Source organism: Autumnicola edwardsiae, from assembly GCF_031846505.1.
Classification (GTDB): domain Bacteria; phylum Bacteroidota; class Bacteroidia; order Flavobacteriales; family Flavobacteriaceae; genus Autumnicola; species Autumnicola edwardsiae.
The window spans coordinates 12,946-33,389 of record NZ_JAVRHP010000008.1 but is presented as its reverse complement, the minus strand read 5'-3'; the positions used below and the strand labels follow the sequence as shown (position 1 = coordinate 33,389).

The 20,444-nt window shown below is 39.8% G+C and carries 16 protein-coding genes; 10 read left to right on the top strand and 6 right to left on the bottom strand.

The features are described 5' to 3' along the window. The first annotated feature begins 16 nt into the window (after positions 1-16). The 4 genes from RM529_RS02885 (at position 17) to RM529_RS02870 (ending at position 3,823) form a co-directional block, all read left to right on the top strand. Positions 17-472, top strand: a complete 456-nt coding sequence (locus RM529_RS02885; RefSeq protein ID WP_311483248.1) for a type I restriction enzyme HsdR N-terminal domain-containing protein — start codon at positions 17-19, stop codon at positions 470-472. Between the two features lie 8 nt (positions 473-480). Continuing rightward, positions 481-1,473 (top strand): glycosyltransferase family 2 protein, encoded by a 993-nt coding sequence (locus tag RM529_RS02880; protein WP_311483247.1) that lies wholly within the window; start codon positions 481-483, stop codon positions 1,471-1,473. Positions 1,474-1,569: 96 nt separating this feature from the next. Next, entirely contained in the window at positions 1,570-2,418 is an 849-nt protein-coding gene (locus RM529_RS02875; protein ID WP_311483246.1) for an OmpA/MotB family protein, read from the top strand. A 262-nt stretch (positions 2,419-2,680) separates the two neighbouring features. Beyond that, positions 2,681-3,823: a hypothetical protein gene (locus RM529_RS02870; RefSeq protein WP_311483245.1), complete on the top strand. Its 1,143-nt coding sequence runs from the start codon at positions 2,681-2,683 to the stop codon at positions 3,821-3,823. Between the two features lie 92 nt (positions 3,824-3,915). Here RM529_RS02870 and RM529_RS02865 read toward each other — a convergent pair whose 3' ends face one another. The 3 genes from RM529_RS02865 to RM529_RS02855 all read right to left on the bottom strand — a co-directional run bounded on the left by RM529_RS02865 (position 3,916) and on the right by RM529_RS02855 (position 7,185). After that, complete coding sequence (locus tag RM529_RS02865) at positions 3,916-4,536, bottom strand: L-threonylcarbamoyladenylate synthase (RefSeq protein ID WP_311483244.1); 621 nt, start codon at positions 4,534-4,536, stop codon at positions 3,916-3,918. Positions 4,537-4,584: 48 nt separating this feature from the next. Then, entirely contained in the window at positions 4,585-4,794 is a 210-nt protein-coding gene (locus RM529_RS02860; protein ID WP_311483243.1) for a hypervirulence associated TUDOR domain-containing protein, read from the bottom strand. Between the two features lie 72 nt (positions 4,795-4,866). Next, positions 4,867-7,185, bottom strand: coding sequence for an ATP-dependent helicase (locus RM529_RS02855; RefSeq protein ID WP_311483242.1), 2,319 nt, complete (start codon positions 7,183-7,185; stop codon positions 4,867-4,869). Positions 7,186-7,374: 189 nt separating this feature from the next. Between RM529_RS02855 and RM529_RS02850 the strand changes: the two genes are divergently transcribed. Genes RM529_RS02850 through RM529_RS02835 form a run of 4 tightly spaced genes read left to right on the top strand, consistent with a single transcriptional unit; the run spans position 7,375 to position 11,434 of the window. Further along, positions 7,375-7,923, top strand: coding sequence for a DsrE family protein (locus RM529_RS02850; RefSeq protein ID WP_311483241.1), 549 nt, complete (start codon positions 7,375-7,377; stop codon positions 7,921-7,923). 9 nt (positions 7,924-7,932) lie between these two features. Further along, the gene (locus tag RM529_RS02845; RefSeq protein ID WP_311483240.1) at positions 7,933-9,213 is read left to right on the top strand and encodes an amidohydrolase; all 1,281 of its coding nucleotides are present in this window, start codon (positions 7,933-7,935) and stop codon (positions 9,211-9,213) included. Then, complete coding sequence (locus tag RM529_RS02840; protein WP_311483239.1) at positions 9,213-10,859, top strand: FMN-binding glutamate synthase family protein; 1,647 nt, start codon at positions 9,213-9,215, stop codon at positions 10,857-10,859. Before RM529_RS02845 ends, RM529_RS02840 begins: the two co-directional genes overlap by 1 nt. A 56-nt stretch (positions 10,860-10,915) precedes the next feature. Further along, complete coding sequence (locus RM529_RS02835; protein ID WP_311483238.1) at positions 10,916-11,434, top strand: DUF7935 family protein; 519 nt, start codon at positions 10,916-10,918, stop codon at positions 11,432-11,434. Here RM529_RS02835 and RM529_RS02830 read toward each other — a convergent pair. From RM529_RS02830 to RM529_RS02820, 3 genes are read right to left on the bottom strand one after another with little or no spacing between them, the layout of a single operon-like run. Beyond that, positions 11,427-12,353 carry a patatin-like phospholipase family protein gene (locus RM529_RS02830; RefSeq protein ID WP_311483237.1) on the bottom strand — a complete coding sequence of 309 codons (927 nt, stop codon included), beginning with the start codon at positions 12,351-12,353 and terminating at the stop codon, positions 11,427-11,429. The genes RM529_RS02835 and RM529_RS02830 overlap by 8 nt on opposite strands. Further along, complete coding sequence (locus tag RM529_RS02825) at positions 12,353-13,255, bottom strand: patatin-like phospholipase family protein (RefSeq protein WP_311483236.1); 903 nt, start codon at positions 13,253-13,255, stop codon at positions 12,353-12,355. Before RM529_RS02825 ends, RM529_RS02830 begins: the two co-directional genes overlap by 1 nt. Then, on the bottom strand, positions 13,256-15,373 hold the full coding sequence (locus RM529_RS02820; RefSeq protein WP_311483235.1) for a M1 family metallopeptidase: 2,118 nt from the start codon (positions 15,371-15,373) through the stop codon (positions 13,256-13,258). It abuts the gene before it with no gap. A gap of 144 nt (positions 15,374-15,517) precedes the next feature. Here RM529_RS02820 and recG point away from each other — a divergent pair, with 144 nt between their 5' ends. Next, positions 15,518-17,617 (top strand): ATP-dependent DNA helicase RecG, encoded by a 2,100-nt coding sequence (gene recG, locus RM529_RS02815; RefSeq protein ID WP_311483234.1) that lies wholly within the window; start codon positions 15,518-15,520, stop codon positions 17,615-17,617. Between the two features lie 355 nt (positions 17,618-17,972). After that, positions 17,973-20,399 (top strand): phenylalanine--tRNA ligase subunit beta, encoded by a 2,427-nt coding sequence (pheT, locus tag RM529_RS02810; protein ID WP_311483233.1) that lies wholly within the window; start codon positions 17,973-17,975, stop codon positions 20,397-20,399. The last annotated feature ends 45 nt before the right edge of the window (positions 20,400-20,444 follow it).

The window sequence follows — 20,444 nt, the reverse complement described above, 5'->3', positions numbered from 1 at the left end:
TCTTATTTTTGGCGCTATGCAAGAGTTGAATTTCCCGCGGTATAGCTTTCGGTTCAAAAATAATCAAAATAAAACAGCTGTTTTTGACAAACTACGGAAAAAATTCGTCATCCTTACTCCGGAAGAGTGGGTGAGACAAAATTGTGTAAGGTTTTTAACTGAAGAAAAAAATTACCCGGAGAGCCTTATAAATGTTGAAAAACAACTGAAGCTGGGTGACCTGGTAAAACGGTACGATATTGTGGTTTTTAACCGCAACGGTAATATTCACCTTATTGTGGAATGTAAAGCTCCAAAAATCAGAATTAACCAGGACACTTTCGACCAGATCGCGAGGTATAATTTAAATCTGGACGCTACTTATTTAATGGTGACCAACGGAATTAACCATTACTATTGCCAAATGGATTATAAGGCAGAAAAATATAATTTTTTGAAAGAACTTCCTCCTTTTCAGCAAAACGAACAGTAAAATTAAACATGAAAATTGCAGTAGTCATCTTAAACTGGAACGGAAAAGAACTTCTGAAGAAATTTCTTCCCTCTGTGATCTCCCATTCTGCGGAAGCTACAGTTTATGTGGCAGATAATGCATCTACAGATGATTCTATTGAGTTTCTACGGAAGAATTTCCCGCAGGTAAGTATTATTCAGAATGAAATAAACGGAGGATATGCCAAAGGTTATAATGATGCTCTTCGCAACTTAGATGAAGATATTTTTATTCTGCTAAACAGCGATATTGAAGTGACTGCAGGCTGGCTAAGGCCGATAATTGACGTTTTTGAGCATGCACCAAAAGTAGGCGCGGTACAACCAAAAATTCTTGATTTTAATAATAAATCCTACTTCGAGTATGCCGGTGCGGCAGGTGGTTTTATAGACAAATATGCTTATCCTTTTTGCCGTGGAAGGATTTTTGAAGAAATTGAGAAGGATAAAGGGCAGTACGACCAGGATGAAACGATCTTTTGGGCCAGTGGTGCCTGTCTGGGCATCCGGAAAGAGGCTTTTTTAGAAGCAGGTGGTTTTGATGAGGATTTTTTTGCCCACCAGGAAGAAATTGATCTTTGCTGGAGATTGTATAATCTCGGTTACAGCATAATATATGCCTCAAAATCAACAATTTACCACGTAGGCGGTGCTACTTTAAGCAGCATTAACCCTATGAAGACATTCTTTAACTTCAGGAACAGTCTTTACTTAATTACCAAAAATGTACCATCTCCACAAGTTACATCGGTATTAATAATTAGAATGCTCCTGGACGGGATCGCTGCTTTCCGGTTTTTGGGACAGGGCAAATTCAATCATTTTTTCGCTGTTTTCCGGGCACATATGAGTTTTTACTCATCGTTTTCAGCAATGTGGAAAAAGAGAAAAAAATTTCCTAAAAAAGGACAATATTTCAGAATAAGATCTGTTGTATATGCGCACTACCTTCGGGGAAGTAAGAAATATTCAGAAATTTAAAAATCTGCGTGAAAGAAATGTTAAATTCGCTTTTTAAGACAGATATTTTTTGATACTTTTGGAATCATCTAACATTAATAATAATATTTTCAAGTTATGAAAAAATTCATGCTTTTATCGGCAACAGCCGCTATTATGCTTTCCTCTTGTGTTTCTCAAAAGAAATATGCAGAACTGGAGACTAAGCAAAGAGAAACCCAGGACCAACTTAATACAGCCACTGTTAAACTTAATTCCTGTCTCGACGAGAAAGAAAGACTTAATAGCCAGGTATCAACCCTTAATAATACTAATGCCGCTTTATTGAACAACGTGGGAGATTTGGCCACTTTGTCTAAGAAAGAAGCAGAAAACCTTGAGCGTTCTTTAGAAAGCATTAAGGAAAAAGACATGGCCATCAAGAACATGCGTGATGCTATAAACAAAAAAGATTCTGTTACCCTTGCATTGGTTACCAGCCTTAAAGGTGCTTTAGGTAATATGAGTGATGAGGATATCGAAATTAATGTTGAAAAAGGAGTGGTTTACGTATCTATTTCAGATAAACTTTTATTTGAGAGTGGACGATACAATGTAACTAGCAGAGCAAAAGAAGTTCTGGGAAAAGTTGCCACTGTAGTTAAGAACAAGCCGGACATCGAGTTTATGGTTGAAGGCCATACCGATGATAATCCTATAAGCAGCGGAGTTATTGAGGATAACTGGGATCTTAGTGTAAAAAGAGCAACTTCTGTGGTTAGAGTACTTCAGGATGAGTTTGGTGTTGAGCCCGCCCGTATGACTGCCGCAGGTAGAAGTTATTATATACCTGTTGCAACAAATGAAACTGCTGAAGGTCGTGCTAAAAACAGAAGGACAAGAATTGTAGTGCTTCCTAAACTTGATCAATTCTACGGAATGATTGAAGAAGGAATGAAAGAAGCAAGCGCAGCTTCTCAAGACTAATAAAGTAGTTTACAACATAGGAATTGAAAAGCCCCGTGATAATTATCATGGGGCTTTTTGTTTTATACATATTTAGAGCTTTAAGTACTCTTGGAATTTATGGCTTGGTTAAATAATTCTCACCGAGATTTCCATAATGGCTGTTTTAATTCATTATTATTCAAAACAATGTCATAAACGTTAATAATTTTAACATGATTCCCGCTATTACTATGAGCAGCAAATTATATATTCGCCTTTTCAAATTTTAACCATAAAGAAAATGAAACGCACAAAAATTAGAGTAGCTCTTTTAACATTAGCCCTGGGAATGGCAACAGTTTCCTGTGAAACAGATGCAGTAGAAGAACTTGGAAGTAATCCTGCCAATACATCCATGACAGATATAAATTGTTTTGCAGAACTTAAGCCTCAAGATGCAAAAGTGGTAGTTGCTAAAACAAGTGAAAATCTGGGAGTATCATTTCGTAATGCTGTAGAACCGTCGGAATGTGGATCAACTGAGCTTGCCACTGTTCAAAATAAATACATTACGGCTATTATCCAAGACCCCGTTGCTCTGGCCAATAATGGTCTTTACTCAGATCTTAATTATTATTACAGTTACCTTTTAAACCAGGGTGAGCAGTATTTTGGTGAGGATGGAGATTACACGAAACTAATGGTTAAAAGACAACGAGAATTAACTAAATTCTGGGATATGCCAGTTGAAATTCGGGTAAATGGGCAGCATACGGCAAACCTGAATGACAGAGATGTACTTGCAGAAGTTTTTGAAACATTCTTCGGTTTTACTATAGATGGTGTATTCGTCCCTCTAACTACAGAACAAGCTTATGCACAGGCCGATATGATTTTAGAACTAAACGAAAGTTCTCCTAATTTACCGGAAAACCCTTATTTTGCAACAGATGGATTTGCTTCTTCTAATCGTACCATTGTTATTGGAGATGGATTGACAGGATGGCTGGCTGAAACTGGTGTAGATGAAGGTATCGTATGGACCGGTATTCTTGCTCACGAATGGGCGCACGAAATTCAGTTTTTAAATTATGGAGACTGGTACCCTAATGGTGCCGCAGAAGATCCCGCTGCTGATACCAGATATACTGAGCTTGAAGCCGATTTTATGGCCGCTTATTACATGACACATAAAAGAGGGGCTACTTACAACTGGAAAAGAGTTGAAGACTTCTTTAACCTATTCTTTCAAATTGGAGATTGTAGCTTTGCCAGTCCAGGTCACCACGGCACTCCTCTTCAAAGACTGGAGGCAGCCCATCTGGGATATGAACTTGCTCAAGATGCTCAGAAAAAAGGACATATCTTAACACAAGAAGAAGTTCATGAAGCTTTTGCTTCTATTGTTCAAAGTATTGTTGGAACAGAATTGGCAAAACAATAAAAGGATTATTGTAACACCGTAAAAAACAAAGCCTTCTGAAAAATCAGAAGGCTTTGTTTTGTCTAGCGCGCATTTGTCGCTTCTTGACCTTTTCACATAATCTCTATACTACCTTTACCCTCCCGTATCACCTCTGGGGTTGCAGTGGTTAAATCTATAACTGTGGATGGAATATTATCACCAAAACCGCCGTCAATGACGATATCTACAAGCTTATCCCATTTTTCTTTTATTAACTCAGGATCTGTAGTATATTCTAAGACTTCATCATCATCTTTTATAGAGGTTGAAACAATTGGATTGCCCAATCCAGATACCAAAGCCTTGCAAATATTATTATCTGGCACTCTAATGCCAACCGTTTTCTTTTTCTTAAAAACGTTTGGCAGGTTATTATTCCCCGGAAGCACAAAAGTATAAGGACCAGGAAGGCACCTCTTTAAAATTTTAAAAGTAGCGGTATCTATTTGTTTCACGTAATCTGAAAGGTTACTTAAATCTTCACAAATAAATGAGAAATTCGCTTTGTCCAGTTTTACCCCCTTTATCTGTGCAATTTTTTCAAGTGCTGCAGTATTTGTGATATCACATCCCAAGCCGTACACCGTATCTGTAGGATATATTACCAACCCTCCATTTCTTAAAGTATCGACTACCTTTTTAATCTTATTTTGCTCAGGATTTTCGTTGTAGATTCTTAGTAATTCCGCCATAGATAAATTTTTTATTTAAGTTTTACTCATTCCGGTAATTGGCAAAAATCATACTTTTCCTACCTCACTCTCAAGCTTTAAAACTTTGCTACCATCTTCCTGTTCAATAAAAAGAGCTTTATCACCTTCTTTGCCATTACGGGTAATTTCACTACCGTTAATAGTTTTGGTGATTTTGCTGGTATAAGTCGATTTTATTTTGCCCCTGGCCATGCCATTGCCCCATTTCCAGGTTACATTACTACCTTCCCGTATCATTTTTTCTTTTGAATATAGAAATAATGAAACAGATAAAAAGCCTCTATAACAGAAGTTTAACTGAAATAATTACTAAGAAAGTAGCTTAAGTTTAGCAAAACGGAGTAGCAGATTTTTAATGCCTCCGTTCTCAAAATCGATCTCTGCTTTTTGATCCTGGCCCACACCTTCTACTTTCAGTACCTTTCCTTTTCCAAAGCGCATGTGTTCCACTTCATTGCCTTGTGTTAAGTTAACCGACTTTGTTGCTTTTGCCGGTTCTGGAGAAGCAGGTTTTAACTTCCGTAGTTTTTGTAACTGTTGTTCTGTGGGTTTGTGAGCAGGCGGCGGAGTCCCTTTTTTTGGTTTTGTTTGCCTTAGTTTGCTCTTGTCTACCTCTCCAAAAATATCGGTATCTATAAGCGGCTTATATTTGTAATCATCCTGCGGAACAAGGTAATCCAGAAATTTATCGTCTATTTCTTCAATAAATCTGCTGGGTTCGGCATCTACAAGTTTGCCCCATCTGTAGCGGGATTGCGTATATGTGAGATAAGCCTGGGTTTCTGCCCGGGTTAGTGCAACATAAAACAAGCGCCGCTCTTCTTCCAGCTCGCTTCTGGTATTCATACTCATTGCTGAAGGAAATAAATCTTCTTCCAATCCTACGATGTACACGTATGGAAATTCAAGTCCCTTGGCGAGGTGGATAGTCATTAATGCTACCCGGTCTTCATCTGAAGTATCCTTGTCCATATCTGTAGCTAAGGCCACATCCTCAAGAAATTCGGCTAAAGATCCCGAAGAATCTGCCAGTTCCTTTTGCTCCTCCACAAAATCCCTGATTCCGTTTAAAAGCTCTTCAATATTTTCAATCCTGGCAATTCCTTCCGGCGTACCGTCTTTTTTTAATTCCTGAACGAGTCCGGTTTTTTTGGTAACCGTATCCGCAACCACAAAAGCATCTGCATTTTCACTCAGGATCGTGAAGCTTTTGATCATATTCACGAAATTCTCCAGCTTGTTCCGTGTGCTTTTATTGATCTTCAGATCCAGGTGATCCAGGTTTTCAATTACTTCAAAAATGGATCTTCCGTATTGATTTGCAGCTATACTTAAACGGTCCATCGTCGTTTGCCCTATCCCGCGGGCTGGAAAGTTAATGATCCGCTTCAGCGCTTCTTCATCTTTAGGGTTTATAAGCAACCGTAGATAAGAAAGGATATCCTTAATTTCTTTTCGCTGATAAAATGAAAGTCCGCCGTAGATCCGGTAAGGAATATCACGCTTCCGCAGTGCGTCCTCCATGGCCCTGCTCTGTGCATTAGTCCGGTAAAGAATCGCAAAATCGCCATTAGCTAACTGGTTCTGCATTTTTGTTTCGAAGATGGAACTCGCCACAAAACGTCCCTCTTCCCCGTCTGTAAGCAAACGGTTCACCACTATTTTAGGACCATCGTCATTAGCTGTCCAGACTATTTTTTCAAGCTTGGTCTTATTTTTGTCAATTATCGAGTTTGCCGCGTTCACAATATTCTTTGTAGACCGGTAATTTTGCTCTAGCCTGTACATCTGCACATCCTCGTAATCCTTCTGAAAGTTCAGGATGTTATTGATATTCGCTCCGCGAAAGGCGTAGATACTCTGCGCATCATCGCCCACCACACAAATATTCTGAAATTTATCAGACAGCGCTTTTACGATCAAATACTGCGAATGGTTGGTATCCTGGTACTCATCAACCAAAATGTACCTGAACCTGTTCTGATATTTTTGTAACACTTCAGGAAAACGGTTCAGCAACTCATTGGTCTTCAGCAGTAAATCATCAAAATCCATCGCACCGGCTTTAAAACAACGGTCCACATAAGCCTTATAAATTTCACCCATTCGGGGTTTTTTGGACATGGCATCTGCTTCCTGCAATTCCTGATTCTGGAAATATGCTTTTACCGTAATAAGACTGTTTTTATAGGAAGATATCCTGTTATAAACCTGCTTATATTTATAGACATCCTTGTCCAGGCGCATATCTTTAATAACCGCCCTTATCACACTCTGGGAATCCTGAGTATCATAAATGGTGAAATTTGAAGGATAACCTAATTTATCTGCTTCAAAACGCAATATTTTAGCAAAAATAGAATGGAAAGTGCCCATCCACAGGTTTTTTGCCTCACTGCTGCCAACAATTTTGGAAATCCTGTTTTTCATTTCCCTTGCCGCTTTGTTGGTAAAAGTAAGTGACAAAATATTAAAAGGATCCACTCCCTGGCTCATCAGGTAAGCAATACGGTAAGTAAGCACCCGCGTTTTTCCAGATCCTGCGCCGGCAATAACAATCATTGCACCATCCTTTTGCAGTACCGGCGCACGCTGCGCTTCGTTTAATTCAGCTAAATAAGATTCCAATTTTCCTCCTTCTTTTAAGGCGTGAATTTAACCAAAAAAGCACGTTTTAAAAAACAGGAAGGCCCTTCTTGTAAATAAAACCTCTTTGAATAATTATGAGCTAGTTTATATTTTGAATATCTTTAGCTAAACAGGTGGTTTACGCTGGAAAATCAGCATAAGATACCACAGAAGGAAAAGTGCTGCGTCATGAAACATTATATGCTGATAATTGCCATTTTTCTATCTCAACTTTTTTTCGCACAGGATTTTGCTCAAAAGCGCATCATAGAAAAGTATGGTGACAGCTATGAAATACCTTTTGCCGAATTTAAAACAGATACTTCTGCACTGCTAAAAGTAGTTTTTAATGTAAGCCGCTCTTCAGAAAACCAGGAACAACCAAACGAACTTTTTGAAGCCGCAGCACGCCTTATCAATATGCACTACAATGCTGGAGCAAATCGAAATAACCTGAAAATTGCTTTGGTAGTTCATGGAGCTGCCGCCAACGATGTTCTTAATACTGAAACTTACCTGCGTAGAACTGCAACTGCCAATACTATTGTAAATATCAATGTAGCTCTCTTATCTGCGCTGGCACAAGAAGGGGTTGAAATCATCCTATGTGGCCAGACTGCGTTGTATCGTGACATAAAACAATATGATGTTCACCAGGACGTGAAATTTGCCCTTTCGGCAATGACAGCCCTGGTGCAGTTACAAAATGAAGGCTACCACCTCATCAATTTTAACTAAACCCATAACATGAAGTACAAATTATTCTTAGCGTTTTCGATTTTCGGATTTGGATTATATGCCCAATCTGATATTCAACTGGAACAGCAAATTGAAAATATTGAAGATAAAGTAATTACATGGAGAAGAGATTTTCATCAAAACCCCGAGCTTTCTAATCGCGAATTTAAAACTGCTGAAAAAATAGCAGCCCATCTTGAGCGGCTGGGGATGAAAGTGCAAACTGAAGTCGGAAAAACCGGGGTAGTAGGAATCTTAAAAGGTAAAAATGAAGGGAAAACAGTCGCGCTTCGTGCAGATATTGATGCCCTGCCTGTAACCGAAAGGAACGATCTCCCTTTTAAATCTGAAGTTACCACAGAATTCTTAGGCGCGGAAACAGGTGTAATGCATGCCTGCGGGCACGATACCCATGCCGCTATTCTTATGGGTGTTGCTGAAATCTTATCAAATCATAAAGACAAGATCAACGGTACGGTTAAGTTTATTTTTCAGCCTGCCGAGGAAGGTCCGCCACCAGGAGAAGAAGGTGGAGCGGCATTAATGATAAAAGAAGGTGTGCTCACAAATCCTGATGTTGATGCTATTTTTGGTTTACATATAGATTCTGAAGTTCCTGTGGGAACCATTACTTATAAACCTGAAGGAACTATGGCCGCAGTGGAACGCTTTGTAATTAATGTAAAAGGAAAACAAACGCACGGTTCCCAACCCTGGTCAGGAATTGACCCGGTAATGATTTCAGCAAAAATTATTGATGGACTGCAAACCATTATTAGCCGGGAAGCAAAATTAACAGATGCCGCCGCGGTAATCACCGTCGGAAAAATTTCCGGGGGAGTCCGTTTCAATATTATCCCGGAATCGGTGGAAATGATTGGGACGGTTAGGACACTGGATCCCGCGATGAAAGAACTTATTTTAAGAAGAATGAACGAAATGGTGCCCGCTATTGCTGAAGCTTATAATGCAAAAGCTACGATTAAGATTGAAAACAAAACTTCTATCACTTACAATGATCCTGAATTAACTAAAAAAATGCTCTCCACGCTTCAGAAAGTTGCCGGAAGTGAAAATGTAAAACTGGTGAAAGCAACTACCGGAGGTGAAGATTTTTCATTTTTTCAGGAAAAGGTTCCCGGATTATATTTTTTTCTTGGAGGAAAACCCTTAAATTCAGATAAGGCGGCACCGCATCATACCCCGGACTTCTTTATAGACGAAAGCGGCTTGCTTTTAGGGGTAAAAGCAATGTCGCAATTGGCGTTGAATTATTTAAATCAACAGTGATGAATGAAGTTTTAGAATTTTTGGGATCAATAAGTTGGTGGGCCTGGATATTGATTTTCCTGGTTGCCGTGGCTATTAAAGATATTTTTTTTAATAAAACTCATATTATAAAACACAATTTTCCTGTTGTGGGTAATCTAAGGTATATGCTGGAAAGTATAGGCCCGGAGCTGCGCCAGTACATCGTGGCCAGCAACAGGGAAGAACTTCCATTTAACCGTGGGGAACGCGGCTGGATCTATGCCTCCTCCAAAAACGAAAATAATTATGAAGGTTTTGGGACAGACAGGGACATTTACGGCAATCACTACATATTTGTAAACAATGCAATGATGCCCTTTCGAATGGAAAAAAACCATTTTAACCACGAGGATCCTACATTCATTGCCTGCGCAAAAGTAATGGGGCTTTATCATAAAAGAAGGCGCCCTTTTCGCCCGGCTTCAATAATCAATGTTTCTGCAATGAGTTTTGGTTCCCTCTCTGCCAGGGCCATAGAATCTCTAAACCGCGGATGTAAAAAAGCTGCTGCTTTTCACAATACCGGGGAGGGCGGGATTTCCAGTTACCACAAAAAAGGAGCCGATGTGGTCTACCAGATTGGGACTGCTTATTTTGGCGTAAGGGATGAGAATGGCAACTTCAGTAAAGAAAAGCTTATAGCGCTGGTAGATGAGAATCCGCATATAAAAGCTATAGAAATTAAGCTTTCACAAGGAGCAAAACCCGGAAAAGGCGGGGTTTTGCCGGCTTCAAAAATTACAGAAGAAATTGCTGAAATCAGGCATATACCTCTGAACAAAGATGTACTGTCCCCGCCAAACCACACTGCCTTTGAAAACACGAGAGAACTTGTAGATTTTATTGAAGAAATAGCAGAAGCCACAGGGCTTCCTGTAGGAATAAAGTCTGCCGTGGGACAACTCAAACAATGGGAAGAACTGGCAGACCTTATGCAACAAACAGGAACCGGTCCCGATTTTATAAGCATAGATGGTGGAGAAGGCGGTACAGGAGCGGCACCTCCAAGTTTTGCAGATCACGTTTCCCTTCCTTTTATCTATGCTTTTTCTGAAGTTTATAAAATATTTGTAAATCGGGGAATTACCGAAAGGATAGTTTTTATTGCCAGCGGAAAACTTGGCTTTCCCGGCAAAGCCGCTATGGCGATGGCATTGGGAGCAGATTGTATAAGCGTTGCACGGGAAGCAATGTTAAGTATTGGCTGTATCCAGGCCCAGGTGTGCCATAACAATACATGCCCAAGCGGGGTTGCCACTCAAAATAAATGGCTACAGGCAGGAATAAATGTTAAGGATAAATCTGAAAGGGTAAATTATTACTTCACAAAATTCAGAAAAGAATTACTGGAAATTACCCATGCCTGCGGATATGAACATCCCTGCCAGATAAATATGAGCGATGTACAGATTAATTTAAGTGACAAGACATTGGTTGCCACACTGGAAGAAACTTTTTGTTACCAAAAGGCAGAAGTTGAATTTACTTCTGTACAGGAGCATGTGGATTCACCCTACCTGGGAGGAAAAATTAAAGCCAAAGAAGTAACCACAAAAGAAGCAGAAACAGAGGACACTTCGGTTTACGATAAGAATAATAATACCAAAACAGAAGATAAATCCTGATTTTATTTACTTTTGAAGGCTTTGAAGTTTAACAAATCAGAATTAGAACAATAAATATGACCGGGGATCTAACACAGCTTCTTTTCAGTATCCTGCCTGCCATAATTGTAGGTGCCGTAGCTTTCTATTTTTTTCATACCAATTCCAGAAATGAAGAGTCCAGAAGAATTTATCTTCTGCACAGGGAAAACCAGAAAACAGCCCTACCCATAAAATTACAGGCTTATGAACGGATGACGTTGTTCCTGGAGCGAATTTCCCCTGGAAAAATCCTTTTTAGGGTAAAACCGGTAAGTGAAGACGCCAATGCTTATGCAAATTTGCTCATAAACACCATAGAACAGGAATTTGAGCATAACCTGGCACAACAAATCTATGTTACTGCAGATTGCTGGGACTACATAAAAACAGCAAAAAACGCGACCATAGGTTTAATCCGAAAAGCAGCTTCCAGGGAAGAAGTAGAATATGCAGATAAATTAAGGGAAGTGATCCTTACTTCACTTATCGAAAAACAAGCTCCTACAGATGCCGCGCTGGCCTTTATTAAAAAGGAAGTAAGGAAGATTATTTAAACGAAAACCGGCTAAAGAAACCCTTTGATTTCTTTTTCTCTTCGTTTCGGAGTTTTGCATATTCAAAACCCTGCTGCCACCACGCTGTCATGTCCTTTTTATTAAATACGAGAGAATTTTCGGTGAGTTTTGTTGGCGTATAGTAAATATTCAGTTTTACCTGTTTATTAAGTGCTGCCAGTTTACCTTCAATAATATCGTGGTACTCCACCTGGTCCAGTAAAAATCCAAAAAGGTTCATCATTAAAGAAAAAGGATTTTTCCCCAGCACTTTATTGTATTCCATATTTTCGGCTTCCAGGATAACCGCGTCAATTTCTTTAGCGCCACGCTTTACCGCTTCCCTAATTGGAACAACGCAACCTAACCCACCATCGGCATACTCGCAGCCATCTTTCGTGGCAAGGCTCATAAAAGGAATATAATTACAGCTTATCCAAATCCAGTCACAAAAATCGTCATAAGAGAAATCGTGGATGGATTTATATTCCACCCGGTTCTTGGAGAGATTGGAAACAGTTACTACCACATCCTTAACTTTGGACCTCAGCGATTCAAAATTTTCTTCAGTAAAATGTATCCTGATGTGCTTTTTCAGGTTCTTGCTCTCACCAAACGTACGCTTGCGCTTCATAAACTGCCAGAACATGTTTGGATAATTGATGGTAATATATTCGCGTCCATCTTTTTTCTTTACAATAAAGGGATTAACGCTGAAAATTTTATGCTGATTTACATTGGTATAAATTTCATGGACCTTTTCAATATTACCATCGGCGAGATGAGGAATTAAGAGACTTCCCGTAGAAGTTCCCAGGTAAAGATCGTACTTCTTCTTCTCTTCTTCTATAAGATATTGTGCTACTCCACCCGCAAAAGCTCCTTTACTACCTCCTCCCGAAATTACCAGTGCCCGCATTAAATTTCAATTTGATTAACTTCCTCGTTCTTCCTTTTCGCATAATTATAACCACTTTTCCACCAGACCTTCATTTTCTTTTCATCAAAAATAAGGGAATTGGTAGTCAATACTGTAGGAGTATAATAGAAATTAATGATCACATCTTTATTTGCCGCCGCAAATTTTCCGATTTTAATATTTTGGTGTTCAATCCTGTCCAGCATAAATTGAAATAAAGTCGTTATCAAAGAAAAAACGTTTTTGGAAGGCATGCGGTTTAAATAATTCACTTCGGTCTGCAGGATAATAGCATCAATTTCTGTCGCACCACGTTTAATTGCTTCTTCTATAGGAACCATAGAACCCAATCCGCCATCGGCATATTCGCAGCCCTCCTTTTGCACTAAGCTCATAAACGGAGTATAATTTCCAGAAATCCAGATCCAGTCGCAAAAGTCTTCGTAACTAAAATCTTTAATTGATTTATATTCCACGTCGTTAAGCGATAAATTCGAAACGGTGACCACAATATCTTTCGAACTTTGCTTCAGCTTTTTAAACTCTTCAGGAGAAAGCGTTTTTGTGATCAGATCCCTAAGATTTTTACTTTCGCCGAAGGTTTTTCTGCCCTTCAGTAAATTCCGGAATACATTAAAATGATTGATGCTAATCTGATCAAAACCATGTTTTCTTTTAATCAGAAAAGGTCGGTTGCTAAAAATATCTGACTGTTTTACTGAAGTAAAAACATCCTGAATCTTTTCGGTTTTATTGAGTGCCAGGTGAGAAATAAGCAGGCTTCCGGTAGAAGTACCAAGGTAAAGATCGTAATCCCTGTCCAGTTCTTTTATAAGATATTGCGCCACACCACCTGCAAAAGCGCCTTTACTACCTCCTCCTGAAATTACCAGTGCCTTCATCTAATTATTCAATTTTGTCTGTAAAAATTGCTGTTGCTTCTCCGGAACTTCTTCAGCTAAAGACCTGAATTTTTCCCGGTATTCCTCTTGCTTTAAAAGTTCTTCCAGCAATTTTTTAGAATAATTCCGGAAACCCGATGTTTGGTGCTGTGTTCCCTGCAGTAAATCTTTCAGGTTCTTATCTGTAAACGCATTAAGCTGATAAAGGTAGCCGAAGGCATTTTGCCGCGTTCCGAAGTAATAATAAGGAGAAGTATACTTACTTAATTCCTGAAAAATCTCCTGGTTTTTTTCGGGCTGAAAATTTGGAGTTGCTAAATTTAAAGCCAGCCATAAGGTTTCAACATTTTTATCCATAAAACCCGTTATCCCCCCGGTCCTTTCCAGGTAAGTATTGCGACTTTTGGGAAACTGCATCCATAAATTGTAAAGCGCGGTTTCTTTGGTGAGGTAAGAATCATCTTTCAAAAGCGATTCATAATCAGGCTTTAATTCCGTCGGAATTTCATCCATACTCATCGCTATCGCTTGCCTTACATACAAATTATTGGTTTCAAACGCTTTCTCATAAAGCATTATAGCTTCTTCTGAAGTATTCCCTGCCAGTTGAAACACCACTTCCTGACCAATATAATCGTTTACCGGAAAATCTAGTGCAGCATTTAAATTGGCAAATTTCTGGCTTAACGGAACTTCCCGCAAACCGGCAATGGCAAGATAATCTGTGATAAACTGAGATTTCTTCAGCGAATTTAAAGCATCGGTTGCTTTAAAAGCCGACTGTTTTAGCCAGTTATCTATAAAACCGGAAAGATCCTGACCCGAGGTTTTTTCGACTTCAGCAATAAAATTATCGGTAGTTACCGTACTGTATTTGTACTGGTTCAAATAATTTCTCACCGCCTCATTAAACGCCTCTTCCCCTACTCTTTCGCGTAAAATATGCAAGGCCCAGGCTCCTTTTTGATAGAAAGTTAGCGAACTCGCTCTGGCATTTAAAACCGCTTCTCCTTTGCCGGCGTCACTCATCTCTCTTAACTGCTCTGCACTTTCGTACAATTTCCAGTAATAATAGTCTTCGCCGAAGATTTGCTTTTCGGCCAGCAATGCATAAAAAGTGGCAAATCCTTCGTGCAGCCAGTGATCTTTGCTCCCGGTTTCTGTCACCAGATTGCCAAACCACTGGTGCGCCAGCTCATGAGCATTCACATTTACATAATTGCGATCGTTAAAACCTGTAGAATCCACCATAAAAACGTTCGAAAATATAGTGGTTCCCGTATTCTCCATTCCAGCATATAAAAAATCCTGAACCGGCACCTGTTTGTAATTCTGCCACGGATAATCAACGCCAATTTCCTGTTCCAGGAAATCAAATATTTCTGTGGAATAGCGGTAAGTGGGTTCTGCTTTTAAAGAATCTTCAGGTTCATAGTAAAGCAGCATTTCTATTCCGGAAGAAGTTAACATCTCCTTTTCGCGGTAATTTCCTGCAGCAACGGCCACCAAATAACTGCTCATTGGCTGCTCCATATCGAAGCTCCATTGCACAACAGAATCGTTTAAAACTTCTTTTTCCTGAAGCACACCATTGGCAATGACCTCATAGCCCGGTATAAACCTAAACTGCAGGTCGAAAATTGCCTTTTCCTGCATGTCATCAAAACTCGGCAACCAGTGCGAAGTGTACCTTCCCTGCCCCTGTGTCCAGACCTGTCGTGGCGCTTGTACAGCAGCAGGTGAATTCCAATTGATGAAATACATCGTCTGTTTTGGAGTTGCAGCATACTTCAAAGTAAGTTGATTCCCTTCAGAAGGTCGAAAATTGCCTTTTATCCATAGTCGTCTGCCACTATTGCTGAATTCAGCTTTTTTTCCATTCAGCATTACCTCTTCAAAAGCCATATTATGAGCATCGATGAAGATTGAATCTGTAAATTGAAGAATTTCGAACAAATATTCGAGTTCCCCGGCTACTTTTTCCTCTTCGGGAAGAATAGTGACGCTTGCATTGACGTTTTTGAAGTCGACATACTGAAGTTGATCTGAAATATCTGAATTTTGGGCAATTCCTGTTATAGAAATCAATAAAAACAGGCTCTGGAAAATCTTTTTCATGCTGAAGGTTACAATAATGGTTAAATTTACAAAATTATGAAGGCCTGAAACCGGTGACGCCTTAAAAATGGTAATTTTCGTGCTAGTGTAAATCCCATGTTATCTCCTCCCAAAATTTTAGCGGGATTTAATATCTTCGTTTCCATGAATCCCAACATCCTGCAAACGCCCATAGATTACCTGAAAGGAGTAGGTCCCGGTCGCGCTGATCTGCTGCGGAAGGAGCTTGGCATTCATACTTATCAGGATCTTCTTAATTTTTTTCCGAATCGTTACCTCGATAAAACCCGGTTTTACAAGATTTCCAGCCTTGAAAAAACCTCTGCTGAAGTTCAAATTGTGGGTAAAATCACCCACCTTAAAACCGTTGAACAAAAACGCGGAAAAAGACTGGTCGCCGATTTTGTAGATGACACCGGCAAAATGGAACTGGTTTGGTTTAGAGGGCATAAATGGATTCGGGAAAACCTGAAAATAAATACACCTTATGTAATCTTCGGAAAAACCAACTGGTTTAATGGCATGTTTAGTATGCCGCACCCAGAGATGGAACTGGTTGAAGAGTACAAAAAACAGCTGCGCACAGCGATGCAACCTGTTTATCCTTCTACGGAATTGCTGGCGAAAAAAGGTGTTAGCAACAGGATGATCAATAAGATCATGCAGCAACTCTTCGTAGAAACCAACGGAAAATTTTACGATACGCTTACAACTGAAATTCGGGAGGAACTAAAACTTATTCCCAAAGCTGAAGCGATGTTTAATGTGCATTTCCCAAAAAGCCAGGAGCTGTTGGCAAAAGCACAATTCCGGTTAAAATTTGAAGAGCTGTTTTATATTCAGTTGCAGTTGCTCATTAAGAACATGCTTCAGAAAAAGAAGATCAAGGGCTTTAACTTTGATCAGATTGGTGAGAATTTTGGAAATTTCTATAAGGAACATCTTCCTTTTGAACTTACCAATGCCCAAAAACGGGTGATCAAAGAAATACGCAGTGATCTTGGCAGCGGCGCACAAATGAACCGGTTACTACAGGGCGATGTAGGATCTGGAAAAACCATTGTTGCTTTAATGGCGATGCTGATTGCGCTTGACAATAACTTCCAGGCCTGCTTAATGGCGCCGACAGAAATATTGTCTATTCAGCATTACCAGGGACTAAAAGAATTGTGCAGCAAACTTAATATCAGCATCTATCTTTTAACCGGTTCAACAAAAACAAAGAAGCGAAGGGAAATTCACGAGAAGCTCGAAAATGGTCAAATAGATATTCTGATTGGTACGCACGCCCTTCTGGAAGATAAAGTGAAATTCAAAAATCTGGGACTAGCTATCATCGATGAGCAGCATAGGTTTGGAGTTGCACAAAGGGCAAAATTGTGGAAAAAGAACAACCTGCCCCCGCATATCCTGGTGATGACTGCGACTCCAATTCCAAGAACCTTGGCGATGAGCCTTTATGGCGATCTTGATATTTCGGTTATAGATGAATTACCGCCGGGACGGAAGCCGATAAAAACCGTGCACCGTTATGACAGTAACCGCCTGAAAGTTTTCAAGTTTATAAAAGAAGAAATCCAGAAAGGCAGACAGGTTTACATCGTTTATCCGTTGATCCAGGAATCTGAAAAAATAGATTACAAAGATCTTATGGATGGCTATGAAAGTATTGCGCGGGAATTTCCGGATAATCAGATTTCGATTGTTCATGGGCAGATGAAACCGGCAGATAAAGATTACGAAATGGACAGGTTTGTGCGCGGGGGAACACAGATTATGGTTGCCACTACGGTGATTGAAGTTGGCGTAAACGTGCCGAATGCCAGTGTGATGATTATTGAAAGTGCAGAACGTTTTGGGCTTTCGCAATTGCACCAGTTACGCGGACGGGTTGGCCGGGGCGCCGAACAGAGCTTTTGCATTTTAATGACCGGGCATAAACTTTCCAACGACAGCAAAACCCGTTTACAAACTATGGTGAGCACCAACGACGGATTCGAAATTGCCGAAGTAGACCTGAAACTCCGCGGACCCGGAGATATGATGGGAACCCAGCAAAGCGGAGTTCTTAATTTAAAAATTGCAGATATTGTAAAAGATAACGACATTCTTAAAACCGCCCGATATCATGCACTGCAAATACTTAAAGAAGATCCCGACCTCGCATTAGAAAAAAATGCTGTTTTAAAATTTACCTACGTCCAACTCGTAAAGCATAAGAATATCTGGAATTATATAAGTTAACTTTCCTGTTCAGAAAAAAGATTAAAGACCGCTTCGCTGCAAGAAACAAGAGGCAAGAGACAGGAAGCAGGAAACAAGAGGAAAGTGGAAAGTTTATTCTTCTGCGGGTATTAGAAATTATTGGTGGATTTGTGGTGAAACTACAGGTCGATAATTGACATTTTCAAAGCATCGCTTTTAAAAGAGGAGAGAGAAGAGAGGCAGGAGGCTGATTTAAAAAATAACGTCTCAAAATTGTTTAAAAAAAAGATAAATACAAAGAGGTCTTCTAATTTTTGAAGCACTTCAAAAATTACTTATAATTTATGCTAAAATCAATCGTAGTACTATCTTTGCTGCCTGAAAACAGAACCCGATGAAAATTTCTTACAACTGGCTAAAGCAATTCATTAAACTCCCTGAAAATCCGACTGAAACCGGAGATTTACTAACAGACCTGGGGCTTGAGGTAGAAGGAATTACTTCTTTCCAAAGCATTAAAGGCGGACTGGAAGGAGTAGTGGTTGGTCACGTGCTAACCTGCAACCCACATCCCAATGCCGACAGGTTGAACCTTACCACCGTAGACCTGGGAAATGGCGAGAATGTACAAATAGTTTGTGGCGCCCCTAATATTGCAGCCGGACAAAAAGTACCGGTAGCAACAATTGGAACTACGCTTTATGATGAAAATGGAGAAGAATGGACCATTAAGAAAGGGAAAATACGCGGAGAAGCGAGCCATGGGATGATCTGTTCAGAAAAAGAAATTGGACTGGGCGGCAGCCACGAAGGGATTATGGTAATGCACAACGAATTGGTTCCCGGAACACCTGTTGCCGAAATTTTTGATATTGAAAATGATCATGTTTTTGAAATCGGCCTTACCCCAAATCGTGCAGATGCAATGAGCCACTGGGGTGTAGCCAGAGATTTAAAGGCCGGCTACAAGCAACAGGGCAAAAATCTTGAGTTAATTACCCCTTCGGTAAGTAGTTTTCATGTAGATAACCGAAGCCTTAAAATTCCGATACATATAGAAGATTCCAGCCTTGCACCAAGATATTGCGGTGTAAGTATTTCAGGCCTAAAAATCGAGCCTTCGCCTTCATGGCTGCAAAATCGTTTAAAGGCAATTGGTATTGGCCCTAAAAACAACGTGGTAGATGCCACAAACTACGTGATGCACGAATTGGGACAACCGCTGCACGCTTTTGATGCAGATAAAATTGCAGGAAGGGAGATAAAAGTACAAACGCTCGAAAAGGGCACAAAATTCACCACTTTAGATGAAGTGGAAAGAGAGCTTCACGAAGAAGATTTAATGATTTGCGACGCCGAAAAACCCCTTGCCATTGCCGGCGTGTTTGGCGGACTGGGAAGCGGGGTTTCTGAAAACACAAACAAGATTTTTCTGGAAAGCGCCTACTTTAATTCGGTTAGCGTAAGGAAAACCGCAAAAAGACACGGACTTAACACCGATGCGTCCTTTAGGTACGAACGTGGTATAGACCCAGGCATTGCTGAATATGCCATAAAACGTGCTGCACTGCTGATCAAAGAAATTGCCGGTGGGGAAATTACCAGTGATATTGATGATATTTATCCAAAGAAAATTGAAGATTTTCAGGTATTCTTAACCTTTGAAAAGGTGAACAAGCTTATTGGTGAAAACCTTCAGGAAGAGACTATAAAATCCATTCTTGCTTCTTTGGAAATAAGAGTAAATAATGTTACCGAAACAGGAATGGGACTCACCATTCCTTCTTACCGGGTAGATGTACAAAGGGAATCTGATGTTATCGAGGAAATCCTGCGGGTATACGGGTACAACAATATTAAAATTGGGGAAAAACTAAAAATATCTGTTGCCAATTCTTCAAAATATGAAGACTACAGATTACAGAATATTATTGCGAACCAGTTAACAGGCCAGGGATTTCATGAAACTATGGCAAATTCCCTTACGAGCCCTGCCTATATTAAGCTGAGCGAACAGCTAAAACAGGAACATAGCGTAAACATGCTTAACCCGCTTAGCCAGGATCTTAGCGTAATGAGGCAATCCTTACTTTTTTCAGGACTGGAAACAGTGAGCTACAACATTAACAGACGCCACAGCGATCTAAAGCTTTTCGAATTTGGTAAAACTTACCACAATTATATAAGTGGCCGTGTGGAAGATAAACATTTGTCTGTTTTTGTATCTGGAAACAGAAATCCTCAAGGCTGGAACACCCGGGAGAACAAAGGGAATTTCTTCTATTTAAAAGGAGTTGTGGAATCTATTTTGGACCGATTGGGCATTAACAACCTCAAAGCTGGTTCAGCTAAATCTGATGTATTTTCTGAAGGAATTGCGATGAGTTCCAAAAAAGCGACACTGGTAGAGTTTGGGGTGGTCCGCAAATCTGTTATAAAGCATTTCGATATTGGACAGGAAGTGCTGTTTGCCGATTTTAACTGGGACGCGGTAATTGAGCTTGTAAAAACTCAGAAAATCAGCTTCAACACCATACCACGATATCCTGCGGTAAGAAGGGATTTTGCGCTCCTGCTGGACGAGTCGGTTAAGTACGAGGATATACAATCTATCGCATCACAAACTGAAAAGAAATTTTTAAAAGCGGTTAATTTATTTGATGTTTACCAGGGCAGTAATCTTCCGGAAGGAAAAAAGAGTTATGCCGTAAGTTTTATGTTTCAGGATGAAAATAAAACACTTACAGATAAGCAGGTAGATAAAATTATGAATAAGCTTCAGCAGCGATTTGAAAAAGATCTTCAGGCTGAATTAAGATAAACTTTGAAATTGTTTTAAAAACAAAAATCGTGTAAAGTCTTTTTA

Bases quoted from the DNA above. Each gene is read 5' to 3' on its own strand.
- RM529_RS02885 (WP_311483248.1), top strand. From the start codon at position 17: ATGCAAGAGTTGAATTTCCCGCGGTATAGCTTTCGGTTCAAAAATAAT.
- RM529_RS02880 (WP_311483247.1), top strand. From the start codon at position 481: ATGAAAATTGCAGTAGTCATCTTAAACTGGAACGGAAAAGAACTTCTG.
- RM529_RS02875 (WP_311483246.1), top strand. From the start codon at position 1,570: ATGAAAAAATTCATGCTTTTATCGGCAACAGCCGCTATTATGCTTTCC.
- RM529_RS02870 (WP_311483245.1), top strand. From the start codon at position 2,681: ATGAAACGCACAAAAATTAGAGTAGCTCTTTTAACATTAGCCCTGGGA.
- RM529_RS02865 (WP_311483244.1), bottom strand. From the start codon at position 4,536: ATGGCGGAATTACTAAGAATCTACAACGAAAATCCTGAGCAAAATAAG.
- RM529_RS02860 (WP_311483243.1), bottom strand. From the start codon at position 4,794: ATGATACGGGAAGGTAGTAATGTAACCTGGAAATGGGGCAATGGCATG.
- RM529_RS02850 (WP_311483241.1), top strand. From the start codon at position 7,375: ATGAAACATTATATGCTGATAATTGCCATTTTTCTATCTCAACTTTTT.
- RM529_RS02845 (WP_311483240.1), top strand. From the start codon at position 7,933: ATGAAGTACAAATTATTCTTAGCGTTTTCGATTTTCGGATTTGGATTA.
- RM529_RS02840 (WP_311483239.1), top strand. From the start codon at position 9,213: ATGAATGAAGTTTTAGAATTTTTGGGATCAATAAGTTGGTGGGCCTGG.
- RM529_RS02835 (WP_311483238.1), top strand. From the start codon at position 10,916: ATGACCGGGGATCTAACACAGCTTCTTTTCAGTATCCTGCCTGCCATA.
- RM529_RS02830 (WP_311483237.1), bottom strand. From the start codon at position 12,353: ATGCGGGCACTGGTAATTTCGGGAGGAGGTAGTAAAGGAGCTTTTGCG.
- RM529_RS02825 (WP_311483236.1), bottom strand. From the start codon at position 13,255: ATGAAGGCACTGGTAATTTCAGGAGGAGGTAGTAAAGGCGCTTTTGCA.
- RM529_RS02820 (WP_311483235.1), bottom strand. From the start codon at position 15,373: ATGAAAAAGATTTTCCAGAGCCTGTTTTTATTGATTTCTATAACAGGA.
- recG (WP_311483234.1), top strand. From the start codon at position 15,518: ATGAATCCCAACATCCTGCAAACGCCCATAGATTACCTGAAAGGAGTA.
- pheT (WP_311483233.1), top strand. From the start codon at position 17,973: ATGAAAATTTCTTACAACTGGCTAAAGCAATTCATTAAACTCCCTGAA.